The sequence below is a fragment of the Leisingera sp. ANG-DT genome (genome assembly GCF_000813785.1).
In the GTDB taxonomy this organism is placed as follows: domain Bacteria; phylum Pseudomonadota; class Alphaproteobacteria; order Rhodobacterales; family Rhodobacteraceae; genus Leisingera.
This window is the reverse complement of record NZ_JWLE01000020.1, coordinates 64,618-85,228: the sequence shown is the minus strand read 5'-3', so window position 1 is coordinate 85,228 and position 20,611 is coordinate 64,618. Positions and strand designations below refer to the sequence as shown.

The window sequence follows — 20,611 nt, the reverse complement described above, 5'->3', positions numbered from 1 at the left end:
CGCCGAAGACCGGCCTGCCAGTTTGCGGAAGCGCCCGCCCTCCTTGTTTCCCCTGTGGCGGGCGCATCCTGCCCGCCGCCTAGGGCCGGGTGCGCGACTTTGATAACCGAGGTGCTTGAATGACCGGATACCGTATCGACTGCCTGCAATATGCCAACTGGTCCGGGAAAATCTTCCGCCAGCTGCGCGAGGGCGGCGTGGACGCGATCCATGTCACCATTGCCTATCACGAGACCTTCCGCGAGACGGTCCTGAACTTCGAGAAATGGAACCGTTGGTTCGAGCAGTACCCGGATCTGATCATGAAGGGGCAGTGGGCCTCTGACATTGACAAGGCCCGCGAAACCGGCCGCACCGCGGTGTTCTTCGGCTTCCAGAACCCCTCGCCGATGGAGGATGACATCGGCTTGGTCGAGATCCTGCACACGCTCGGAGCCCGCTTCATGCAGCTCACCTACAATAACCAGTCGCTGCTGGCGACCGGCTGTTACGAGGCTGAGGACATGGGGATCACCCGCATGGGCAAGCAGGTGATCAAGGAGATGAACCGGGTCGGCCTGGTCGTGGACATGAGCCACTCCGCCGACCGCTCCACCATCGAAGCGGCGGAGATTTCTACCCGCCCCATCGCCATAACTCATGCCAACCCGCACGAGTGGTCGCCCGCGCTGCGCAACAAGAAGGACGACGTGATCCGCGCGGTGACCGGCCACGGCGGCATGCTGGGCTTCTCGGTCTATCCGCACCATCTGAAAGATAAATCTAACTGCACCTTGCAAAGCTTCTGCGAGATGATCGCACGCACCGCCGAGAAATATGGGGTGGAGCATCTCGGGATCGGCACCGATCTTTGCCAGGACCAGCCCGACAGCATCGTTGAATGGATGCGGGTCGGCCGCTGGACGAAAGAGATCGACTACGGCGAAGGATCAGCCGCCGCGCCGGGCTTCCCGGAAATGCCAAGCTGGTTCAAGGACAACCGCGACTTTGGAAACATCGAAGAAGGCCTTCGCGCGACGGGCATGAACGATGACGAGGTCAGCGGCATCATGGGCGGGAACTGGTACCGGTTCTTTGCCGAAAACTTTGGCCCAAAGGGATAGGTCATGGAAACAACCGCGCAGACAACGATATCACGACGGGACCCGGCGCAGGTCATGCGCCTCAGCCGGCTTGGCTCATTGCACCAGTGCCGCCTCAGCTTCATGCGGGTGCTGACACGCCGCATGGCCCGGGAAAACTGGAGCTTTGCGCGCCCCAAGTTCGATATCGATGCCAAGGGGGTCGGCGTGGCGGTTTATACCGCTACCGGCCCTGCGCGGACCTATTCCCTGATTGCCTTTGCCCATGACTTGCCGCCGGAGATGCGCTCGGACCGGGTGATCGCCACCGCATGGGATGCAACCTTCACCCTGTTCGATGGGGTGCCCACGGAAGCGGATATTGAACGCCTGTCCAAAAACGTCCCGTATCAGGAGGCCGGCCGGGTTAACGAGAAGTCCCTGTCGGTCTCCCGCGCGAACCGCTCGGTGCGCCTCTGGGCGCATTTCGTTGATGCGCTGTCGCAGGGCCGCCAGCCGGACCCCGCGCAGGTGGACGCGGTCGGCTACCTGATGCGCACCACCGCCGTCTACGGCTCCGGTAAGCTGGGCGCCGCCGACCGCGAGGCCATCGCGGATCGCTCTGAGCTTAACGCGCCGTTCCAGGCGGAGATGCTGTCGGTCTATCTGACCCGCGTCTTTGTGCGCGATTTGGTGGAGCATATGGCGCGAGCCAAGGGTGGCGAAAACGCGGTACGGCTGGCACCCGAAACCGCGCGACGGCTGGGTATCGGCAATTCCACCGGCCTGGGCATGGCGCCTTACATCGTCAACCACCCGGTGCTGTTCAACAATTGGATCATGGCACGGGAAGAGGCGATTGCCCGCGTGCGCTCGGTCGAGACCGCCACCGCTGAGGAAGCCGCCTGCTTCCGTCGCATGCTGCGGCGGAGTGAGCTGTCGGCAGCGCGCTGGCGCTCCGAACACCCGGTGCAGATCGAAAAGCTTGCCAGCCTGCACAAGGACCTTGAGGCGCTGGCCGCATGGGCCGCCGCAGATGATCTGCTCAACGACCACCCCTGGGACCGGCTGATCCGCTGGAGCGAAACCGCGTTAGGCCTGGAAGGGCAGGAACTGGCGGCTTCGCTGATCCTGGAACCCTATGCCGAGCTGGTGGACGGGCTGTCCGACTGCATGGCCGACGCCAACAAGGATGCTTTCATCATCGATGGCGCCATGCCGGTTGCGCAGGTGCGGGAGCTGCTGAAGGACAGCTTTGGCTGGGCGCTGAATCTGGATTGGTCTGCGCGCGAAAACTGCGCCCGCGCCTGGTATGTCTCGGAGGAGAAGCTGGAGCCGCGCATGGGCGAACGCTTTGACGAGCCGATTGCCGAGTACGAGCAGCCGCTGGCCCCGGCCCGCGACGCCGCTGCGGCCCATGCGGTGCTGGCAGATTGGGACGCGAGTGAACCTGTTGCAGCCTTCCTGCTGCGCCACCCGGAACACCGCCACACGGTGCGCCGGGCGCAGATGAGCCAAGTGGCGCCTTATGGCGAGATCCGCAGCAACACCATCAGCGACCGGGTGCTGCCGATCGACATGCTGCGGGCGAAACTTTCATTTTTTGGCGCCACCCATTTTGACCCGCGCTCCGACCGCTGGGTGAGGATCTGCATGTATTCAGGCGCGCCTTACCCGGAGGACCTGACCACCGCCAACGCCGACCTGTGGGTTTATCCGGAGGCAAACCAATGAGCTATGCGCTGAACGAAGTCGAAGCCACCGCCAAACGCGCCACCCGCGGCGCAGGCTACGACTGGGGGCTGGCCGAGGAAGCAGCCAAAGCTACCCGCTGGCTCTGCGCGCAAGGTTTGGATGGTGCCGCTGTGCTGGCTAGTCTGCTGGAGGCAGGATACGCCGCGGATCTGTCCGCCCATGTGCCGCAAGACCTGCAAGCGGAGTGGAAGGCGGCAGTGCCGCTCTGCCCGCTGGGCACCGGTGCGACGCTCTCGGATTGTGCCGCACAGCTGAAATCTGCACCGCTCGCCATCGGGCTGCTCTCCCAGCCCGCAATGATCCTGCCCTTTGCCGCTTTGACTGCACGCCAGCTTGGCACCTGTGTCACGATCGTAAGCGATGGCTTTCAGGCCGTCACTGATGGCGCCGCGCTGCAATGCGAAGGTGTCCTGCCGGAAACGGCAGCCCGGCTGACCATCCGAGCGGCCGGCAGCCTGTCAAACCCATATCCGACCCGAACCCGGGCCGAACCGGAGGAGGCGGCCTGGGCCGTCCTGAACCGCTATGCCCATAAAACCTACGCTCCGGCCACCGAGGAGTCGCGCCGTCTTGGCGCCGGCGCCGGGCTGTCGGACAACGACTGAAGAGGCACCGATATGACCGAAACCAAAACCCTGACCCTTGCCGAGATCGAGGATATCGCTTTCCGTGCCCTGGTGGCCGCAGGCACCTCCGAGGCCAACGCCCGCCCGCTGGCCGTTGCCACCGCAGCGACCGAGGCGGACGGCGTGGCCAGCCATGGCCTCGCCTATATCCCGATCTATGCCGAGCACGTGCAATGCGGCAAGGTGGACGGGCAGGCGGCACCGGTTCTGAACCGCCCGCGCCCCGGCGTCGTGGCGGTGGATGCCGCCACAGGCTTTGCCCATTCCGCGATTGATATGGGCTTTGAGGCCCTGATCCCGGCAGCACGGGAGCAGGGCATCGCGGTCCTTGCCATCCGCAACAGCTACAACTGCGGTGTTCTTGGCTACCACACCGCCCGCCTGGCCCGGGCCGGGCTGGTGGGGCTGGGCTTTACCAACGCGCCGGCGTCGATTGCACCCTCGGGCGGCAAGAAACCGGTAGTTGGCACCAACCCGTTCTCTGTTGCTGTTCCGGGCGTGGACGGTGAGCCGGAGTTGCTGATTGACCAGAGCGCCAGCACCATCGCCAAGAGCGAAGTGATGAAGCACGCCCGCGAGGGCAGGGAGATTCCGCTGGGCTGGGCGCTGGACGCTGACGGCAATCCGACCACCGACCCGGATGCGGGCCTCAAGGGCTCGATGGCGCCTTCGGGCGGCTACAAGGGCGTGGGCGTGGCACTGCTCACCGAAATCATGGCCGCCGCGCTGACCGGTGCCACCCTCGGCATCAACGCATCGCCGTTTTCCGGCACCGCAGGCGGGCCGCCGAAAACCGGCCAGATGTTCATCGCAATCGACCCGGGTGCGACAGCAAATGACGCTTTTGGTGCTGGAATGGCCGGGATCGTGGAAGCGGTGCGCAGCCAAGACGGCGCACATCTGCCCGGAGACGGGCGGCGGGCAAAACGCTTGCAAGCCCGTCAGGACGGCGTCGCTGTCAGCGTTGCAACGCTGGCAAGGATCGAAGCCCTTCTGGGCTGACGCCAGATACCGGCGGTTGCGCGAACCGCCGGACAATCCGCACCCCGGTGCGGCACGTGCGAAACGGGAGGAAACGCATGTCAATAAAGCAACCTTTTACGGATCTGGAGATCAAGACCTCCGACGATGGCTTCTATAAGGGGCACAGCGTCGAGATCGCCTTGCTCAGCAAGGGGATCATGGTCGCCCTGGTTCTCTGGGCACTGGTCTGGCCGGCAAACGCCACGGGCGTTCTGGGCAGCCTCAACTGGCGGATCCTTGAGGATTTCAACGCCTTCTACATCATCATCGTCGGTTTCTTCGCCTTTTTCCTGTTTGTGGTCGCCGCATTGCCGCAAACCGGTAAGCGGATCATGGGGGGACCGGGCCAAGGCAAGGAGTTCTCGGATTTCTCCTGGTTCTCGATGATGTTCGGCGCCGGTCTGGGCGTTGGCCTGATGGTCTTTGCGACCGCCGAACCGCTGGGACTCTGGGGTTCCAACCCGGTGGTCCTTGCTCAGGAAGTGACCGGCAACACCGAAGAGGCCATCCAGTCCGGCTTCCGCTACACGTTCCTGCACTACGGCTTCCACGCTTGGGCGATCTATGTGGTGACCGGTCTGTCGCTGGCCTACTACGCCTATACACGCGACATGCCGCTGACCATCCGCACCGCGCTGACGCCGCTGTTCGGTCGGCTGATGAATGGCTTCCTGGGCCACGTCGTTGACGTGCTGGGTGTTGTTGCCACCATCCTGGGTGTGTCCGTGACCATCGGTTTCGGCGTCTCTCAATTCGTGGACGGCGTGTATGCTATCACCGGCATGGAATGGATGATGGACATGAGCGGCGACGCGCCTGCTCCGGGCACCGTTGGCCTGCTGGCGGGTCTGTTCGCAATCATGGGCCTGTCGATCATCTCGGCTGTCTCCGGCGTGGGCCGCGGCGTGAAGTATCTGTCGAACCTGAACCTGGTTCTGTCGATCATCCTGCTGCTGACCTTCGTGGTCTTCGGCTCCTTCATGTTCGCCATGACCACCTATGCGTCGGCCTTCGTGGACTACATCCTGCACTTCACCTCGCTGAGCTTCGGCGCCTACGGCCCGCAGTCGCCGGCTGACTTCGCAGCAGCCCTGCCGGCAGAGGCTGCACCTTACGCCGACGCGCTGCGCGGCGGTGCAACCAATGCCTGGGGCTCCTTCGATGGCTTCAAATCCGGTCTGGAAGGTGAAGCGGCAGCTCTGTCCGACGACGTTCTGGCCGCAACCTATGCAGCCGGTGAAGCACAGCGCCAGTTTGGCTGGCAGGCTGGCTGGACCACCTTCTACTGGGCCTGGTGGATCGCGTTCTCGCCTTTCGTGGGCCTGTTCCTGGCACGGATTTCCCGCGGCCGTTCGGTGCGTGAGTTCATCCTCGGCTGTGTGATCGCACCGGCACTGGTCTGCTTTGCCTGGATGACCATCCTGGGCGGCACCGCCATTGACCTGGAATTGAACGGCGCGGCCGATGGCGCCATCATCGGTGCCTCCAATACTGCCAAGCTGTTCGTGACCCTGCAAAGCATGATCGACGGCGGCCTGCTGTCCGGCATCACCATCATGTGCGTAGTGCTGATCATGACCTTCCTGGTCACCTCGGCAGACTCCGGCATCCTGGTGATGAACACCATCATGTCCGGCGGCGACCAGAACATCGGCAACAAGCACAAGATCGTTTGGGGCCTGATCCTGACCGCAGTGATTGGCACCCTGCTGTTCGCAGGAAAGCAGAACGGCGGCGCAGATCCGATGGAGGCGCTGAAAAGCGCGATGATCATCGGCGCGTTGCCCTTCACCATGGTAATGGGCCTGATGTGCATTTCTCTGGCCAAGGCGCTGTTCCGCGACGGCCAGCGTGAAAAAGCTGCGGCTCCGGCCGAGTAAGAAACAGACACCGGGCAGCGCTGCCGCGTTTGCCCGGCCGTCACCGAAAAGCTCCGGATGGGGCAGGGAAGCCGGGGGAGCAATCCTCCGGCTTTTTTCTGCCCGTGCAGCAGCGGGCGGGAAAAACCGTGCACAAAAAACGCCCCGGAAATCCGGGGCGTCTCTGTCTCTTGCCGAGGGGACGCTTAGGCCGCCAGGTCGAACCGGTCGGCGTTCATCACCTTGACCCAGGCCGCAACAAAGTCGCGGACAAAGGCCGCGGCGCCGTCATCCTGAGCATAGACCTCTGCCAGTGCCCGCAGCTGCGAGTTGGAGCCGAACACCAGGTCCGCACGGGTGCCGGTCCATTTGATCGCACCGCTGGCCCGGTCGCGGCCCTCATAGGTGCCGTCGCCAGCCGGTTTCCATTCCACCCCCATATCGGTGACGCCGGTGAAAAAATCGGTGCTCAGCACGCCGGCACGGTCGGTGAAAACGCCATGCTTGGAACCGCCGTGATTGGCGCCCAGCACCCGCAGCCCGCCAACCAGCGCGGTCATTTCCGGCGCACCCAGGGTCAAGAGCTGCGCCCGGTCCACCAGCATCTTCTCGGCCGGGACGCTGTACTCCGCCTTCTGGTAGTTGCGGAAGCCATCGGCCTCCGGCTCCAGCACCGCGAAACCCTCGACGTCGGTCTGCTCCTGGGTGGCATCGGTGCGGCCCGGTGTGAAGGGTACATCGACAGGGTGGCCTGCCGCCTTGGCGGCTTCCTCGACACCGGCGCAGCCCGCCAGCACGATCAGATCGGCCATGGACACCTTCTTGCCGCCCGAAGCGCTGGCGTTGAACTCGCTCTGCACTTGCCCCAGCGCCTTCAGCACCTTTGCCAGCTTGGCAGGCTCGTTGACCTCCCAGTCCTTCTGCGGAGCCAGCCGGATGCGGCCGCCATTGGCCCCGCCGCGCATGTCGGAGCCGCGGAAGGTCGAGGCCGAGGCCCAAGCAGCAGAAACCAGTTCAGGAACCGAAAGCCCGGTATCAAGAACTGCTTTCTTCAGCTGTGAGACGTCCTGTTCGTCCACCAAGGCGTGATCAACCGCTGGCACCGGATCCTGCCAGATCAGGTCTTCTGCAGGCACATCCGCCCCCAGATAGCGCGACTTCGGCCCCATGTCGCGGTGGCACAGCTTGAACCAGGCGCGGGCAAAAGCATCGGCGAATTTCTCCGGGTTGGCGTGGAAATCGCGCGAGATCTTCTCGTATTCCGGGTCCATCCGCAGCGACATGTCGGCGGTGGTCATCATCGGCGCATGTCTCTTGCTCGGGTCATGGGCGTCCACAACCATATGCTCCGGCTTCACGTCCTGCGCCTGCCACTGCTGGGCGCCTGCCGGGCTTTTGACCAGCTTCCACTCATAGCCGAACAGCACGTCGAAATAACCCATGTCCCAGGTGGTCGGGTTCGGCTTCCAGGCCCCTTCGATGCCCGAGGTGGTCGCGTCGCCGCCCTTGCCGGTGCCATGCGTATTGGCCCAGCCAAAGCCCATTTGCTCCATTGCGCCGGCCTCCGGCTCGGCACCCACCAGATCCGGGTCGCCCGCGCCATGCGCCTTGCCGAAGGTGTGGCCGCCCGCCACCAGCGCCACGGTTTCCTCGTCGTTCATGCCCATCCGCGCAAAGGTGTCGCGGACGTCAAAGCCGGAGGCCACCGGGTCCGGGTTGCCGTTCGGCCCTTCCGGGTTCACATAGATCAGGCCCATCTGCACCGCGGCCAGCGGGTTCTCCAGATCACGGTCGCCAGAGTAGCGCTGGTCGCCCAGCCAATCAGTTTCGGTGCCCCAGTAGATATCTTCCTCCGGCGCCCAGATATCCTCGCGGCCGCCGCCAAAGCCGAACACCGGCCCGCCCATCGATTCAATGGCGCAGTTGCCTGCCAGGATCATCAAATCCGCCCAGGAGATCTCGTATGCCGTACTTCTGCTTGATAGGCCACAGCAGGCGGCGCGCCTTGTCCAGGTTGCCGTTGTCCGGCCAGGAGTTCACAGGCGCAAACCGCTGGTTGCCAGTGCCACCGCCGCCGCGCCCGTCGGCGGTGCGGTAGGTGCCGGCACTATGCCAGGCCATACGGATGAACAGGCCGCCGTAATGGCCATAGTCGGCCGGCCACCATTCCTGGCTGTCGGTCATCAGCGCAAACAGGTCTTTCTTCACCGCCTCTAGGTCAAGCGTCTTGAACTCTTCGGCATAGTTGAAATCCGCTCCCATCGGGTTCGACTTGGGGGAATGCTGGTGAAGGATCTTCAGGTTCAGCTGGTTCGGCCACCAATCCTGGTTCGAGGTGCCGCCGGCGTCGGTATTCAGCGCTGCGCCGTGCATCACCGGGCATTTTCCTGCGGGGGTATTTCCGTCCATTTCCATCTCCGATCGTGGCTTCAAATAGGTCAACTGCGATGAGGCGGAAGCGTTCCGTAACCAAACTGCCAGCATGTGCGCCGCCTGGAAATGCAGGCGGGGTGCGGGCAGCCATTGCCGGGTCTCCCTGTCTTTCTGAAGATGAGGCTAGCAGGGAAATATCATTGGGATAAGTTGCATTTATTCATCGCTCTGATAATAAATTCCTATGATAAACGTAACCCTCCGCCAGATGCGCTATTTCGAGGCGCTGGCCCAGCACCGCCATTTCGGTCGCGCAGCAGACGCATGCGCCGTGTCGCAGCCGGCTTTGTCTGTTCAGATCAAGGAGTTGGAGGAGGCGCTGGGGGTGCAGTTAGTGGAGCGCGGTGCACGGCAGGTGCGTCTAACCAGCCTGGGCGAGGACCTGGCCCAGCGGGTGCGCGGCATCCTGCGTTCGGTAGATGAACTGGGCGAGCTGGCACGGGCCTCGCGCGACGGGCTGGCAGGGCGGCTGCGCATCGGGGTGATTCCCACCATCGCGCCCTATCTGCTGCCCTCCATCGTGGGCACGCTCACCCGCCAATACCCCGAGGCCGATATCCGTGTTCGTGAAACTGTGACGCCCAAGTTGCTGGAGGAACTGGGGGAGGGGCGCTTGGACACCGCTATCGTGGCGCTGCCGGTGTCCGAGCCCTCCTATGAGGAAGTGCCGCTGTTTTCGGAGGACTTTGTCCTGGTGCGTCCCGGCGAAGATGCCGGCACCCCGGTTCCTGGCCCGGACGGCCTGCGTGAGATGCGCCTTCTGCTGCTGGAGGAGGGGCATTGCTTCCGCGACCAGGCGCTGTCTTTCTGCAACATGCAATCCGCTGCCCCGCGGGAACTGCTGGATGGCAGCTCCCTGTCGACGCTGGTGCAGATGGTCAGCGCTGGGATCGGAGTAACGCTTATCCCCGAGATGGCAGTGCCGGTGGAAACCCGGTCTGCAGTGGTGTCGGTTTCCCGTTTCCGCGACCCGCAGCCCTCGCGCACCATCGGCATGATCTGGCGGCGCAGCAATCCGCTGGCGCGGCAGCTGATGCAGGTGGCCGAGGTGGTCCGGCAGGCGGCGGAATCCTTGCGCACCAGCTTTGGCTCGGCGTGCTGAAGCGCCTGTTTCTGGTGCCGGGGCGCCTGGCATCGCCTTGTTCCCTAAAAATTGTATGCCCTAAGGGCAACTGCAACCGGATGAAGAATGGTGCGTAAAGGGCACGCTCACAAGCATTTTACACGCTTCACTGTTTCCGGAGACAAACGTCTTTGTTAACGTTTCGTTAATAATAAAGAATTGAAGCAGGCATACAGGCAGATGAAAACGGGCTTTCGTGGCACGTTTGTTGTTTCCTGGTCGCAAACAGAAATCGACGGCCTTCCGGCCGCTCCGGTGGACGCTCTGGATGTGGGGGCGGCCTGGTCCTGGCACGGCGATGCTGTGCGGGTGGACGGCCCGGTGGATGTGTTGCGGCTGGAAATGGCAAACGGCGAGGCAGAATTGCGCCGCCGGGCAGCCCGGTCGGTGCGCCGGCTGGTGGGGGCCGCAGTGCAGAACCGCACCGATGTGGACGCCATTGAGGTCGACGAGCCGCTGATGGACAGCAGCTTTGTCGTGACCAACGGCGTGCAAAGCTACACCGTCACCCTTATCGAGGTCGGTCCGGGCCAGCGCCCGCTGCTGATGTTCGTGGATGAATTGCCGCCGCGCGGCACTGACCTGTGGGTGGTGCATCATTCGCTGGGCACTATTTGCACAGACCGGCCTCAGGGCGAAAGCGGCGTGATCTGCTTTACACCGGGAACCTTGATCGCAACCCCAGGCGGCCCGAAACGGGTGGAGCAGCTGCGCGAAGGTGAAAAGGTCCAGACCCGCGACAACGGCGCTCAGGAAATCCTCTGGATCGGTTCGCGCCGGATCAGCGGTGCTCGGCTGTTCGTGATGCCGCGGCTGCGTCCGGTCCGCCTCCATGCCGGTGCCTTGGGCATCGACCGGCCAGAGGAGGAATTGCTGGTCTCCCCCGATCACCGGATGCTGCTGCGCGGGGCCCGTGTGCAGGCCCTGTTCAACACTCCTGAGGTACTGGTTGCGGCCAGCGATCTGGTCAACGGCACCACCATCCAGCCAGATACATCTGTGCGCGAAATCACCTATATCCACCTGATGCTGGCTGATCACCAGGTTCTCTGGGCCAATGGCGTCGAGACCGAGAGTTTCCACCCTTCCAATGCATCGCTGACTGCTCTCAGCGAAACCGACCGGGCGCGCCTGTTCCGCCTGCAGCCCGGGCTGGAGCGCAATCCGCTGTCATACGGCGCCCACGCCCGCCGCAATCTAAGCGCGTCCGAGGCCGCGATTCTGGGCCACGAAGCTGCCTGAGTCCCTTATCTGGCAAGGTCCGGATGTTATTTTCGGCCAAGGCCGGGGTTCGATGCAGATTTCCTGCAGAACGCGCTTTCACCGTGTTGACTCTGCCCCATCCCCCTATATAAGCGCGGCTTCATTGGTGTTGGTGGCCCCCGCAAGGGGATCCCTGTCATGCCGTTAGGCAAGAGGACAACGCCCTTCGAAACACAAGAAGGAGATCAGCCGTGACCAAACGCACGTCTGCCAAGTACAAAATCGACCGCCGCATGGGCGAAAACATCTGGGGCCGTCCGAAGTCCCCGGTCAACCGCCGCGACTACGGCCCGGGCCAGCATGGCCAGCGCCGCAAGGGCAAGCTGTCCGACTTCGGCATCCAGCTGCGCGCCAAGCAGAAGCTCAAGGGCTACTACGGCGACCTGACCGAAAAGCAGTTCCGCCGCATCTATGGCGAAGCCGTGCGTGTGACCGGCGACACCGGTGAAAACCTGATCGGCCTGCTCGAGCGCCGCCTGGACGCCGTCGTCTACCGCGCCAAGTTCGTGGCAACCGTCTTTGCTGCCCGCCAGTTTGTGAACCACGGCCACGTGACCGTGAACGGCAAGCGCGTGAACATCCCCTCCTACCGTGTGAAAGAGGGCGACGTGATCGAGGTCCGCGACAAGTCCAAGCAGATGGTTGCGCTTCTGGAAGCCACCCAGCTGGCTGAGCGCGACGTGCCGGATTACATCGAAGCCGACCACTCCAAGATGACCGCAACATTCGTGCGCACCCCCGGCCTGGGCGACGTGCCGTACCCGGTTGTGATGGAACCGAACCTGGTCGTCGAATTCTACGCCAAGAACTAAGCCCGCTGCCCACTAGGGCATCTGGCGGAAGGGCTGTCCTCTTGGGCAGCCCTTTTTCATTCGAACTCCCTCGGAGCCGGATTTCGCGGGCGGTGGCATCCAAAAGCTGTGGCTCGGTAAGGCCATTGGGTCTATCCTGTTCCAAAAACAACAGGGAGTGACCAATGAAGATCTTGATGAAAGCAGCTGCCATTGCAGCGCTTACCATGGCGGCAGCGGCAGTTGGCGCCGCACCTCTGAAACTCACACCTGCAAACCCGCAGCCTTCCGGCGTTAAGCCAGGTCTTGCGGTGGTCTATGCCTACCCGCAAGACGTAAAATCCCTGGCCGAAGCCTCATCTGCCTTGAAAATCAGCAGCGAACCGGGCCGCCCGATTGCCGGGCTGGACAACCGCGATACCGAAGAAGGGCAGAACACGCTGACAGCCAAGCGGCCGATGCATGTGGCGGCGCGGATCACCGGCTACGTGAAACTGGACACGCCGGGCGTGCACAACATCGACTTCCTGACCAACGATGGCATTCTGGCGAAAATCGGCGGCCAGGTGGTGGGCGAGTTTGACGGCCGCCAGTCCTGCGACAGCACAATCGTGACCCAGGTCGAGGTGCCCTCGGCCGGCTGGTACCCGGTTGACATCCTCTATTTCCAGCGTTTGGGCACCGCCTGCCTGCACATGCGGATGGGCCCCGACGGCAAGCGGCCGAAATGGATGAAAGACAGCGCCTTCGGGCACTGACAGTCAAGACTGCGGGGCAGGCGCGCGCATCCCCTGCCAGCATCCTCACAAGGGCAGCGGGCGCCCCTCAGCGATAGCTTCCATCGCAAAGTAGGATGTAACGCTGTCCAGCTCCACGCCTGCGATCAGCCGCTGGTAGACCTTGTCATAGCTGGCCATGTCCTCGGTCACCACTTTCAGCTGGTAGTCGTAGTCGCCGCCGATGCGGTGGAAATCCACCACTTCCGGGATGGTCAGCACGTGGCGGCGGAATTTCTGCAGCCAGTCCGCTGAATGATGCCGGGTGCGCAAGAGCACAAACACCACCAGATCCAGCCCCAGCTGCTTGCGGTCCAGCCGCGCGGTGGAGCCCTTCAACAGCCCGCTTTCGTTCAGCGCCTTCAGCCGCCGCCAGCAGGCATTTTGCGACAGCCCCACCTGATCGGCCAGCTCCCGCTGGGACAGGCTGGCATCCTGTTGCAGGGCACGCAAAATGGCGCGGTCAATCTTATCTGCATTTTTGCTCATAGTGCGATCATATGACACAAAAGTTGCGCTATCCACTCAGTAATTGATAAAGTTTACGCGCCAGTTTCCGTTCATGATGCCTCAACAGAATTCGGAGGCGCGACATGACCCTGGCAGCATTCAAACAGACAATCCAGCAAGCCGCACAGGACGGCACCCTTGGCCGCAGTGTGATTGGCGACGGGGTGATGATCCCTGGCCTCGATGGCGAGGTGCCGCTGGTCTATGCTGACTATGTCGCCTCTGGCCGCGCCCTGCGCCAGGTGGAGGATTTCGTGGCCGGACAGGTGCTGCCCTTCTACGCCAACTCCCATACCGAAGCCTCTTACTGCGGCACCCAGATGACCCGCCTGCGCCGTGAGGCGCGCGCTGAGATTGCCCGCATCACAGGCGCCACCGCAGAGGATGCAGTGATCTTTACCGGCTCCGGCGCCACTGCGGGCCTCAACCGCCTGGTCAGCCTGTTCGGTGTGAACGAGGCCGCCCGCCCGGTTGTCTTCATCGGCCCGTATGAGCACCACTCGAACATCCTGCCCTGGCGCGAAAGCAAGGCCGAGGTGGTGGAAATCCCGGAGGCTGCAGAAGGCGGCCCGGATCTGGCGGTGCTGGAATTGGCGCTGAAACAGCACGCGGACAGCGATCTGAAAATCGGCAGCTTCTCTGCCGCTTCCAACGTCACAGGCATTGTGACTAACCCCGATCCCATCAGCCGCCTGCTGCGCGAACACGGCGCGCTGTCGGTCTGGGATTACGCCGGCGGCGGTCCCTACCTGCCGGTCGACATGGGCGGCAACGGGGCAGCCCGCAAAGATGCCGTCGTTGTCTCGCCGCATAAATTTCCGGGCGGCCCCGGCGCCTCTGGCGTGCTGGTCGTCAACCAGTCCGTGGTGCGCCGCCGTTGCCCGTCCTGGCCCGGTGGCGGCACCGTCAGCTTTGTTTCTCCCTGGCGGCATGAATACAGCCAGGATCTGGCCGCCCGAGAGGAGGCCGGCACCCCCAACGTGATCGGCGACATCCGCGCAGCCCTGGCGTTCCTGGTCAAGGAAGCCGTGGGTCAAGAGCAGATTGAAGCCCGCGAAGCCAGGTTCGCGCAGATGGCCTGGGACGGCTGGTCCGCCAATCCGCGTTTGCGCATCCTCGGCCACCGCAACGCGCACCGGCTGCCGATCTTTTCCTTCCTGGTCAGGGATGCGGCCGGCAACCCGGTGCATCAGCAGTTGTTCACCCGTATGCTCAGCGATGTCTATGGCATCCAGGCCCGCGGCGGCTGTGCCTGTGCGGGTCCTTACGCGCACCGCCTGCTGGGCATCAGCCAGCCGGAATCGGAAACCCTCTTTGCCGACCTGCAGGCAGGCGAAGAGATGAAGAAACCCGGCTGGGTGCGGCTCAACTTCTCCTACCTGATGGAGGAGGAGAAGGCGCAGTACATCATCGATTGCGTCAATGACCTGACAATGAAGGCGGGGGAGATTGCGGCCCGGTATAATGCCGACCCGGCAACCGCACGGTTCAAGTCTCAGGCAGCCTGATACCAATCGCCCTGAACCAATCGAAACGGGTGCTTTCCTGCGTCAGGGAAGCACCTCACATACATGTGATATGTGGGTACCGGCGTCCCCGATTTAAAGGGGGAATGTCTATTCCAAATCCCCCGCGACTGCGCAGCGGAGCCATGGCAGGCTTGAACCAGTAGTTAATTGGTTGGAGCAAACTCATGGCTCTCAAGCTTTCCGCCCCTGTTGGCGACAAAAAACGGATTACCAAGCCGGACCCGAAAACCGGCGAAAGCAAATTCAAACCAGTCAAGAATGCCCCGGCAGATGTCGAACTTGTGCGCCTGATGCTCAAGGCAAACGGCTACCCCGTCGACATCAGCACCAAATGCGATGCCGGGCTGATCAGCACCATCCGCGATTTCCAGAAAAAGAAGCTGGGGTTCAGGAAGCCCGACGGCATTGTCGATCCCGGCATGCGGACCTGGAACGCAGGCCTGCCCAAACTGGCCGCCCAGGTGTCCGCTGATGCCAAGATTGAACGGGTTGAGGTTGTCGAGAACGGCAAGACCAAGCTGATTACCGTGGCTGAGTTCGAGGCCGGGCAGGAGAAATTGCGCCGCCAGCTGCTGGCCAAAGCCGAAATGATGTACGGCCAGGCCGAATCCTGGGTCGATTTCTGCAATGACGTGGAAAAGACCCGCCAGGGCAACGAGACCTTCCTGAACGCGCTGACCGAGTTTGCCGTCAGCATGGTCAACGACAAGACCGATCCACCTTGGACCGCGATCCTGAACGCGCGCTCCGAAGCGAGCTTGATGAAGACCCTGACCAGCAAGAAGAAACCGGACTGGAAAAAGGTCTACAAACAGGACGTCAAGGCGACCAAGGCTTACAACAAGGGCGGCAAGGCCTTCAAAAAGTTCATCGACGAACGCATCAGCACCGCCGGAGCGATCATCTGGAAGCTGGAGGTGGTGCGCGAGGTCTCCTTTGCCGTGGTCGAAACCTACATGACCGCACGGCTGGTGGCGACCAAGGGCATGTCGCCCGCCAAGGCCCATGCCATTGCCGCCGCCAGCACCGAGGCGCTGAAATCCAGCGCGGGCCAGCTGGGCGAGCATCTGGCGGGCAACAACGTGACCTGGGACGGTGCCGCCAAGAAAGTCTTTATCGACAGTTTCATCGCGGGGCTGGCAGGTGCCGCCGGCGGCAAGCTGACATCGAAACTTTCGGCAGGTCTTGCCGATGATCTGGCCAAGGCCGCGGCCTCCAGACTGTCGCGCGAGATGCCCAAGAAGGCAGTCAAAGTCTTCTTCGAGAAGTTCCTGAAATCCAAGGCCGGCGAGGCCATGGTGACAGAGGCTCTGAAGGAAACCATCGGCCTTGCCAAACCTTTGATCGAAAAGGGCCGCCCGCCCAACACCAAGGAGATCAAGGAAAGCATCGCCAAGATCCTGACCGCAGGCATCATGTCCGCAGGCGCGGGCAAGGCGCTGGAGAAATTCTCCTCCGGCTTCACCGGGGCGGCCGAGAAGTTCCTCAAGACCAAGCTGGCGCCCGCCGCCATGGAGGGCGCAGTCAAGAAAGACCTCATCGCCAAATACGGCACCAAAGCGACCGAAGATTTCATCAAGCTGCACGGTGATGCGATCTATGGCGAGATAGCCAAACAGATCTCCGGCAAGTCGCTCAGCAAATACGCGGGTGAGGCGTTGAACGGCGCCGACGGCTCGCAATCGGCCTCTACCATGCAGAAACAGGCTAATGAGGCGATGCGCAAGGACATGGAGCTGCGCAAGAAGATCCAGAAGATCATCATGGCAGAGGCCAAACGGAAAATGCCCAAGTCCGCAACTGCGCATTAACGCAGGCGCACGGCCGGGGCAGGCTGCCGGAGGGGGCGGCAGCATGGGGGAGCGTCATCTTGGTGCTTCCCCGCCAGCGTTTGGGCCGTTATGACGGGTTGGAATTAAGGAGCCCGTATTATGACCCAACTCACACCGCAGCCCGGTATCATGGACATCGCTCTGTACCAGGGCGGGGCTGCCCATGTGAAAGGGGTGAGCAATGTTGTGAAGCTCTCCTCGAACGAGAACCCCCTTGGCCCCAGCCCGCGCGCCGTACAGGCAATGCAGGATGCGGCGGCCAATATGCACCGCTATCCCAGCTCGGACCACGCGGCGCTGCGGCAGGCGATCGGCGGGGTGCACGGGCTGGAGCCGGAGCAGATCATCTGCGGCGCCGGCAGCGACGAGATCATTGCCTTCCTGTGCCAGGCTTATGCCGGTCCGGGGGACGAGGTGCTCTATACCGAACACGGCTTTGCCATGTACCGCATCAGCGCTTTGGCCGCCGGGGCTACTCCGGTGGAGGTGAAGGAGCGCGAGCGCGTCACAGACGTGGATGCGCTGCTGGCGGGTTGCACCGCTAGGACCAAGCTGGTGTTCATCGCCAACCCCAACAACCCCACCGGCACCATGATCAGCGAGGCTGAGGTTGCCCGGCTGGCCGATGGCATTCCCGCGGGCGCGCTCCTGGTGCTCGATGGCGCCTATGCGGAATATGTCGAGGGCTTTGACGCCGGCGCGGCCGTGATTGCCTCCCGCAGCAACGTCTTCATGACCCGCACCTTCTCCAAGATCTACGGCCTGGGCGGCGCCCGGATCGGCTGGGGTTACGGCCCCAAGGAGATCATCAATGTCCTGAACCGCGTGCGCGGCCCCTTCAACGCCTCCAGCACTGCACTCGCAGGCGCCGAGGCTTCGGTGCGGGATACGGATTACGTGGATCATTGCCGGGCCGAGAACGCCAAGTGGCGCAGCTGGCTTGCAAATGCGCTGGCTGAACTCGGCGTGCCCTCGGACGTCTCCAGCACCAATTTCATCTTGGCCCGTTTCTCCAGCCAGGCTGAAGCAGAAGCCTGCGACCTGTATCTGCAGGCCCAGGGGCTAATCGTGCGCCGGGTGGCGGGGTACAACCTGCCCACCGCGCTGCGCATCACTATCGGCGACGAGGATTCTTGCCGCCGCATCGCGCAGTGCGTCAAGGCGTTCAAAGAGGGGCAGGCATGAGCGAGCAAGTTTACGGCCGCGTCGCGCTGATCGGCCTGGGCCTGATTGCATCCTCAATGTTCTGGGCAATGAAACGCGCAGGGCTGGCGGGTGAAGTGACCGGCTATGCCCGGAGCGAAGAAACGCGTGCAACTGCTCGCAAGATCGGCCTCTGCGACCGCGTCTGCGACAGCGCGCGCGAAGCGGTGAAAGACGCTGATCTGGTGGTGCTCTGCGTGCCGGTCGGTGCCATGGGGCCGGTGATGGAAGATATCGCGCCGGTGCTGAAACCCGGTGCGACCGTGTCTGACGTCGGTTCGGTCAAACGCCATGTGATCGAGGCGGTGCAGCCGCATATTCCAGAGGGTGTTCATTTCGTTCCTGCGCACCCGCTGGCAGGGACGGAGCATTCCGGCCCCGAATCCGGTTTTGCCGAATTGTTCGACAACCGCTGGTCGCTGCTGGTCCCGGTCGAGGGCACTGATCCGGAGGCCACCGCCCGCCTGCGCGCGCTGTGGGAAGGGATGGGCGCCAATGTCGATGAAATGGATGCTGACCACCACGATCTGGTGCTGGCCGTCACCTCGCACACACCGCACCTGATCGCCTATACCATGGTGGGTGTAGCGGACGACCTGCGCCGGGTAACCGACAGCGAGGTGATCAAGTATTCCGCCGCCGGTTTCCGCGACTTCACCCGCATCGCGGCCTCCGATCCGACTATGTGGCGCGACGTGTTCCTGACCAACAAGGACGCCACGCTGGAAATTCTTGGCCGTTTCACCGAAGAACTGTTTGCCCTGCAGCGCGCCATCCGCACCGGCGATGGGGAGCACCTGCACGACTATTTCACACGCACCCGCGCCATCCGCCGCGGCATCATCCAGGCCGGCCAGGACACTGACGCGCCGGACTTCGGGCGGGGGCAAAAGAAGTGATCCGCGCAGGCGTGCTGATCCTGGCAGCCGTGTTCGGCGGGGCGGCGCTGGCCGCAACGCCGGATGCCTCACTGGAGCCGCCCGCTCGCCTTGCGGGGGACGCGAGCCTTGAAGCCATCGTAGCGCCGCTGCCCGGCATCCGCCCGGTCTCACGCCCGAAATCGGAACAGCGCCTGGCGGCAGCCTCCCGGCCTGCAAATCTGCCGATGCTGGCGCCCGGCGCATCCTTGCTGCCCTTCGCGCGCCCGGACAGCCTGTCAGAGCAGGTTCTGTTCAAACGCCGCCAGCGCCGCAAGGGCTCGGTTTGCGGTGATATCGACATTCAGGGTGACGACGTCGGCCACGTCTCCGGCACGCTGCCCGGCTGCGGCGCCAAGGACGCGGTGAGGGTGCGCGAGATTGCCGGGGTGCGCCTCAGCCAGGCCTCGCTGATGACCTGCAACACCGCCCGCGCGCTGAAGACCTGGATCAACCGAGAGGTCGAAACCGCTTTTGGCCGCCGCAACAAGGTTGTCGGCTTGCGCGTCGCCGCCCATTACGCCTGCCGCACCCGCAACAACCGCCCTGGCGCCAAGATCTCCGAACACGGCAAGGCGCGGGCGATCGACATTTCCGGCTTTACCCTCGCCAGCGGAGAGACCGTTTCGGTGCTGCACGGCTGGCAGAACCGCAAGACCCGCAAGAAGCTGAAAAAGATCTGGCGCGCCGCTTGCGGCCCCTTCGGCACCGTGCTGGGGCCGGAAGCAGATCGCTATCACAAGGACCACTTCCACCTCGACGTGGCCCGCCACCGAGGGGGCACCTATTGCCGCTGAGACCCCGGGCAGCAATTCAGAATCCACTGTTCATCTGGCCCCAAATACCCTGGAGCGCGAGGCAGAGCCTCGCAAGAAATCTCTAGATGGATACAAGCCAGCGTTTGGCCTAGCGGATGATCAGCCGCGGCGCATGGCCCATGGGCAGCGGTCCAAAGGTGACATATCCGTCTGCTAACCCCAGCGTGATATCCAGGTTCTGCGGGTTGCCGCTGGCGCCGGCCAACAGGCCCAGCACCCGCTCCACCGAGTTGCGCAAGGAAGGGGGCAATGCACCGCTGCGTTCGGCCATCAGCACAAGCCCGCGCCAGTTTTCCGCCTGCAGGGCAATCTCTCCCTCCGGCAGACCCTGTTCATCCACCGTCAGTGCGCCAGTGGCCTTGAGCCGCAGATCGCCCCAGCGGGCATCGGCCAGTTTCAGATCAATCCGGCGCGGCTGCGGCCGCCGCTGCTCCAGTGCGGAGCGGTCCCAGGGCGCGTCAAAGGCAACTGCCATCTCCAGCGCCAGCGTGTCGAACCGCTCCGGCAGCGGCGCGCTGGCCGCCAAGAGCCGCCGCCAGGCGGCGCGCGGGGCGAACTCCCTTGCGTCTGCGGTGATCCGGTAGGTTTCTGGCCTTTCGGTTTGCACCATGCGCAGGTCCAGCGCCGCGCCGCTCAGCACGGTTTCGCCGCTGCGGGTAATCTGCCAGCTGTCCGCCACAGCGGCCATCTGTTCCAGCTCCAGCGCCGCGCCAGGCTTCAGGTGCAGGCTGGCCTGCAGCCCGTCAGCAGCAATCACCGCAGTCCGGTCGAAATAGGACAACCGTTGCGCCGTCGCCGGGAAATGCAGTTCCAGCTGCCCGGGCCATGCGGCGGGGCTCGACAGCTCCAGCCAGTCCGCCCGCCAGGCCGTGCCGCTGCGCGGATCCGCCAGCGTTGGGCGGCTGATCCGGGTCTGGTGCCGGAACGGATAACCCTGCGTCTCCAGCCCTGCATACTCCGCCTGCCAGCCGCGGTTTTCCTGCACTTCGAACCAGGCGGAAATGCCGCGCTTCAGCCCCCAGGCCGCCGCCGCCCAATAGAGGCTCCACACCAGAAGGGCCGCAATCAGCAGTTTTGCCAGGCGCATCGGAT

16 protein-coding genes and 1 pseudogene are annotated in these 20,611 nt (G+C 63.4%); 14 read left to right on the top strand and 3 right to left on the bottom strand.

Annotation, left to right across the window (positions count from 1 at the left end):
• Window positions 1–119 precede the first annotated feature (119 nt).
• The 5 genes from RA21_RS15590 (at window position 120) to RA21_RS15570 (ending at window position 6,345) form a co-directional block, all read left to right on the top strand.
• Window positions 120–1,103: a membrane dipeptidase gene (locus RA21_RS15590; RefSeq protein ID WP_019297871.1), complete on the top strand. Its 984-nt coding sequence runs from the start codon at window positions 120–122 to the stop codon at window positions 1,101–1,103.
• A gap of 3 nt (window positions 1,104–1,106) precedes the next feature.
• On the top strand, window positions 1,107–2,795 hold the full coding sequence (locus RA21_RS15585; RefSeq protein ID WP_039150529.1) for a hypothetical protein: 1,689 nt from the start codon (window positions 1,107–1,109) through the stop codon (window positions 2,793–2,795).
• Entirely contained in the window at window positions 2,792–3,421 is a 630-nt protein-coding gene (locus tag RA21_RS15580; protein ID WP_039150526.1) for a DUF3726 domain-containing protein, read from the top strand. The genes RA21_RS15585 and RA21_RS15580 overlap by 4 nt, the downstream gene beginning before the upstream one ends.
• 12 nt (window positions 3,422–3,433) lie before the next feature.
• Entirely contained in the window at window positions 3,434–4,444 is a 1,011-nt protein-coding gene (locus tag RA21_RS15575) for an Ldh family oxidoreductase (RefSeq protein ID WP_039150523.1), read from the top strand.
• 77 nt (window positions 4,445–4,521) lie between these two features.
• The gene (locus tag RA21_RS15570; RefSeq protein ID WP_039150520.1) at window positions 4,522–6,345 is read left to right on the top strand and encodes a BCCT family transporter; all 1,824 of its coding nucleotides are present in this window, start codon (window positions 4,522–4,524) and stop codon (window positions 6,343–6,345) included.
• Window positions 6,346–6,530: 185 nt separating this feature from the next.
• Here RA21_RS15570 and katG read toward each other — a convergent pair.
• A pseudogene (katG, locus tag RA21_RS15565) lies at window positions 6,531–8,733 on the bottom strand (catalase/peroxidase HPI).
• A 208-nt stretch (window positions 8,734–8,941) separates the two neighbouring features.
• Here katG and RA21_RS15560 point away from each other — a divergent pair.
• The 4 genes from RA21_RS15560 (at window position 8,942) to RA21_RS15545 (ending at window position 12,692) form a co-directional block, all read left to right on the top strand.
• A complete protein-coding gene (locus RA21_RS15560) occupies window positions 8,942–9,859 on the top strand; it encodes a LysR substrate-binding domain-containing protein (protein ID WP_039150517.1) in 918 nt (305 codons plus the stop codon).
• 201 nt (window positions 9,860–10,060) lie between these two features.
• Window positions 10,061–11,122, top strand: a complete 1,062-nt coding sequence (locus RA21_RS15555) for a Hint domain-containing protein (RefSeq protein ID WP_039150514.1) — start codon at window positions 10,061–10,063, stop codon at window positions 11,120–11,122.
• 212 nt (window positions 11,123–11,334) lie between these two features.
• A complete protein-coding gene (rpsD, locus tag RA21_RS15550) occupies window positions 11,335–11,955 on the top strand; it encodes a 30S ribosomal protein S4 (protein ID WP_019297863.1) in 621 nt (206 codons plus the stop codon).
• 164 nt (window positions 11,956–12,119) lie between these two features.
• Window positions 12,120–12,692, top strand: coding sequence for a PA14 domain-containing protein (locus RA21_RS15545; protein ID WP_019297862.1), 573 nt, complete (start codon window positions 12,120–12,122; stop codon window positions 12,690–12,692).
• A gap of 45 nt (window positions 12,693–12,737) precedes the next feature.
• Here RA21_RS15545 and RA21_RS15540 read toward each other — a convergent pair whose 3' ends face one another.
• Window positions 12,738–13,199: an Lrp/AsnC family transcriptional regulator gene (locus RA21_RS15540; protein WP_019297861.1), complete on the bottom strand. Its 462-nt coding sequence runs from the start codon at window positions 13,197–13,199 to the stop codon at window positions 12,738–12,740.
• 104 nt (window positions 13,200–13,303) lie between these two features.
• Here RA21_RS15540 and RA21_RS15535 point away from each other — a divergent pair, with 104 nt between their 5' ends.
• The 5 genes from RA21_RS15535 to RA21_RS15515 all read left to right on the top strand — a co-directional run bounded on the left by RA21_RS15535 (window position 13,304) and on the right by RA21_RS15515 (window position 19,498).
• The gene (locus RA21_RS15535) at window positions 13,304–14,728 is read left to right on the top strand and encodes an aminotransferase class V-fold PLP-dependent enzyme (protein WP_039150511.1); all 1,425 of its coding nucleotides are present in this window, start codon (window positions 13,304–13,306) and stop codon (window positions 14,726–14,728) included.
• A 185-nt stretch (window positions 14,729–14,913) separates the two neighbouring features.
• Window positions 14,914–16,560 carry a hypothetical protein gene (locus RA21_RS15530; protein ID WP_019297859.1) on the top strand — a complete coding sequence of 549 codons (1,647 nt, stop codon included), beginning with the start codon at window positions 14,914–14,916 and terminating at the stop codon, window positions 16,558–16,560.
• 120 nt (window positions 16,561–16,680) lie between these two features.
• Window positions 16,681–17,766 carry a histidinol-phosphate transaminase gene (gene hisC, locus RA21_RS15525; RefSeq protein WP_039150509.1) on the top strand — a complete coding sequence of 362 codons (1,086 nt, stop codon included), beginning with the start codon at window positions 16,681–16,683 and terminating at the stop codon, window positions 17,764–17,766.
• Complete coding sequence (locus RA21_RS15520; RefSeq protein WP_039150506.1) at window positions 17,763–18,683, top strand: prephenate/arogenate dehydrogenase family protein; 921 nt, start codon at window positions 17,763–17,765, stop codon at window positions 18,681–18,683. The genes hisC and RA21_RS15520 overlap by 4 nt, the downstream gene beginning before the upstream one ends.
• Window positions 18,680–19,498 (top strand): extensin-like domain-containing protein, encoded by an 819-nt coding sequence (locus RA21_RS15515; RefSeq protein WP_039150503.1) that lies wholly within the window; start codon window positions 18,680–18,682, stop codon window positions 19,496–19,498. Before RA21_RS15520 ends, RA21_RS15515 begins: the two co-directional genes overlap by 4 nt.
• Window positions 19,499–19,607: 109 nt before the next feature.
• On the opposite strand, the gene RA21_RS15510 is transcribed toward RA21_RS15515, so the two are convergent.
• Entirely contained in the window at window positions 19,608–20,606 is a 999-nt protein-coding gene (locus RA21_RS15510) for a DUF2125 domain-containing protein (protein WP_039150500.1), read from the bottom strand.
• Window positions 20,607–20,611 lie beyond the last annotated feature (5 nt).

Excerpts from the sequence above, each read along its gene's own strand:
- RA21_RS15580 (WP_039150526.1), top strand. The coding sequence starts at position 2,792 with ATGAGCTATGCGCTGAACGAAGTCGAAGCCACCGCCAAACGCGCCACC.
- RA21_RS15570 (WP_039150520.1), top strand. The coding sequence starts at position 4,522 with ATGTCAATAAAGCAACCTTTTACGGATCTGGAGATCAAGACCTCCGAC.
- RA21_RS15540 (WP_019297861.1), bottom strand. The coding sequence starts at position 13,199 with ATGAGCAAAAATGCAGATAAGATTGACCGCGCCATTTTGCGTGCCCTG.
- RA21_RS15520 (WP_039150506.1), top strand. The coding sequence starts at position 17,763 with ATGAGCGAGCAAGTTTACGGCCGCGTCGCGCTGATCGGCCTGGGCCTG.
- RA21_RS15545 (WP_019297862.1), top strand. The coding sequence starts at position 12,120 with ATGAAGATCTTGATGAAAGCAGCTGCCATTGCAGCGCTTACCATGGCG.
- RA21_RS15535 (WP_039150511.1), top strand. The coding sequence starts at position 13,304 with ATGACCCTGGCAGCATTCAAACAGACAATCCAGCAAGCCGCACAGGAC.
- RA21_RS15510 (WP_039150500.1), bottom strand. The coding sequence starts at position 20,606 with ATGCGCCTGGCAAAACTGCTGATTGCGGCCCTTCTGGTGTGGAGCCTC.
- RA21_RS15560 (WP_039150517.1), top strand. The coding sequence starts at position 8,942 with ATGATAAACGTAACCCTCCGCCAGATGCGCTATTTCGAGGCGCTGGCC.
- RA21_RS15575 (WP_039150523.1), top strand. The coding sequence starts at position 3,434 with ATGACCGAAACCAAAACCCTGACCCTTGCCGAGATCGAGGATATCGCT.
- RA21_RS15585 (WP_039150529.1), top strand. The coding sequence starts at position 1,107 with ATGGAAACAACCGCGCAGACAACGATATCACGACGGGACCCGGCGCAG.
- RA21_RS15530 (WP_019297859.1), top strand. The coding sequence starts at position 14,914 with ATGGCTCTCAAGCTTTCCGCCCCTGTTGGCGACAAAAAACGGATTACC.
- RA21_RS15555 (WP_039150514.1), top strand. The coding sequence starts at position 10,061 with ATGAAAACGGGCTTTCGTGGCACGTTTGTTGTTTCCTGGTCGCAAACA.
- RA21_RS15590 (WP_019297871.1), top strand. The coding sequence starts at position 120 with ATGACCGGATACCGTATCGACTGCCTGCAATATGCCAACTGGTCCGGG.
- hisC (WP_039150509.1), top strand. The coding sequence starts at position 16,681 with ATGACCCAACTCACACCGCAGCCCGGTATCATGGACATCGCTCTGTAC.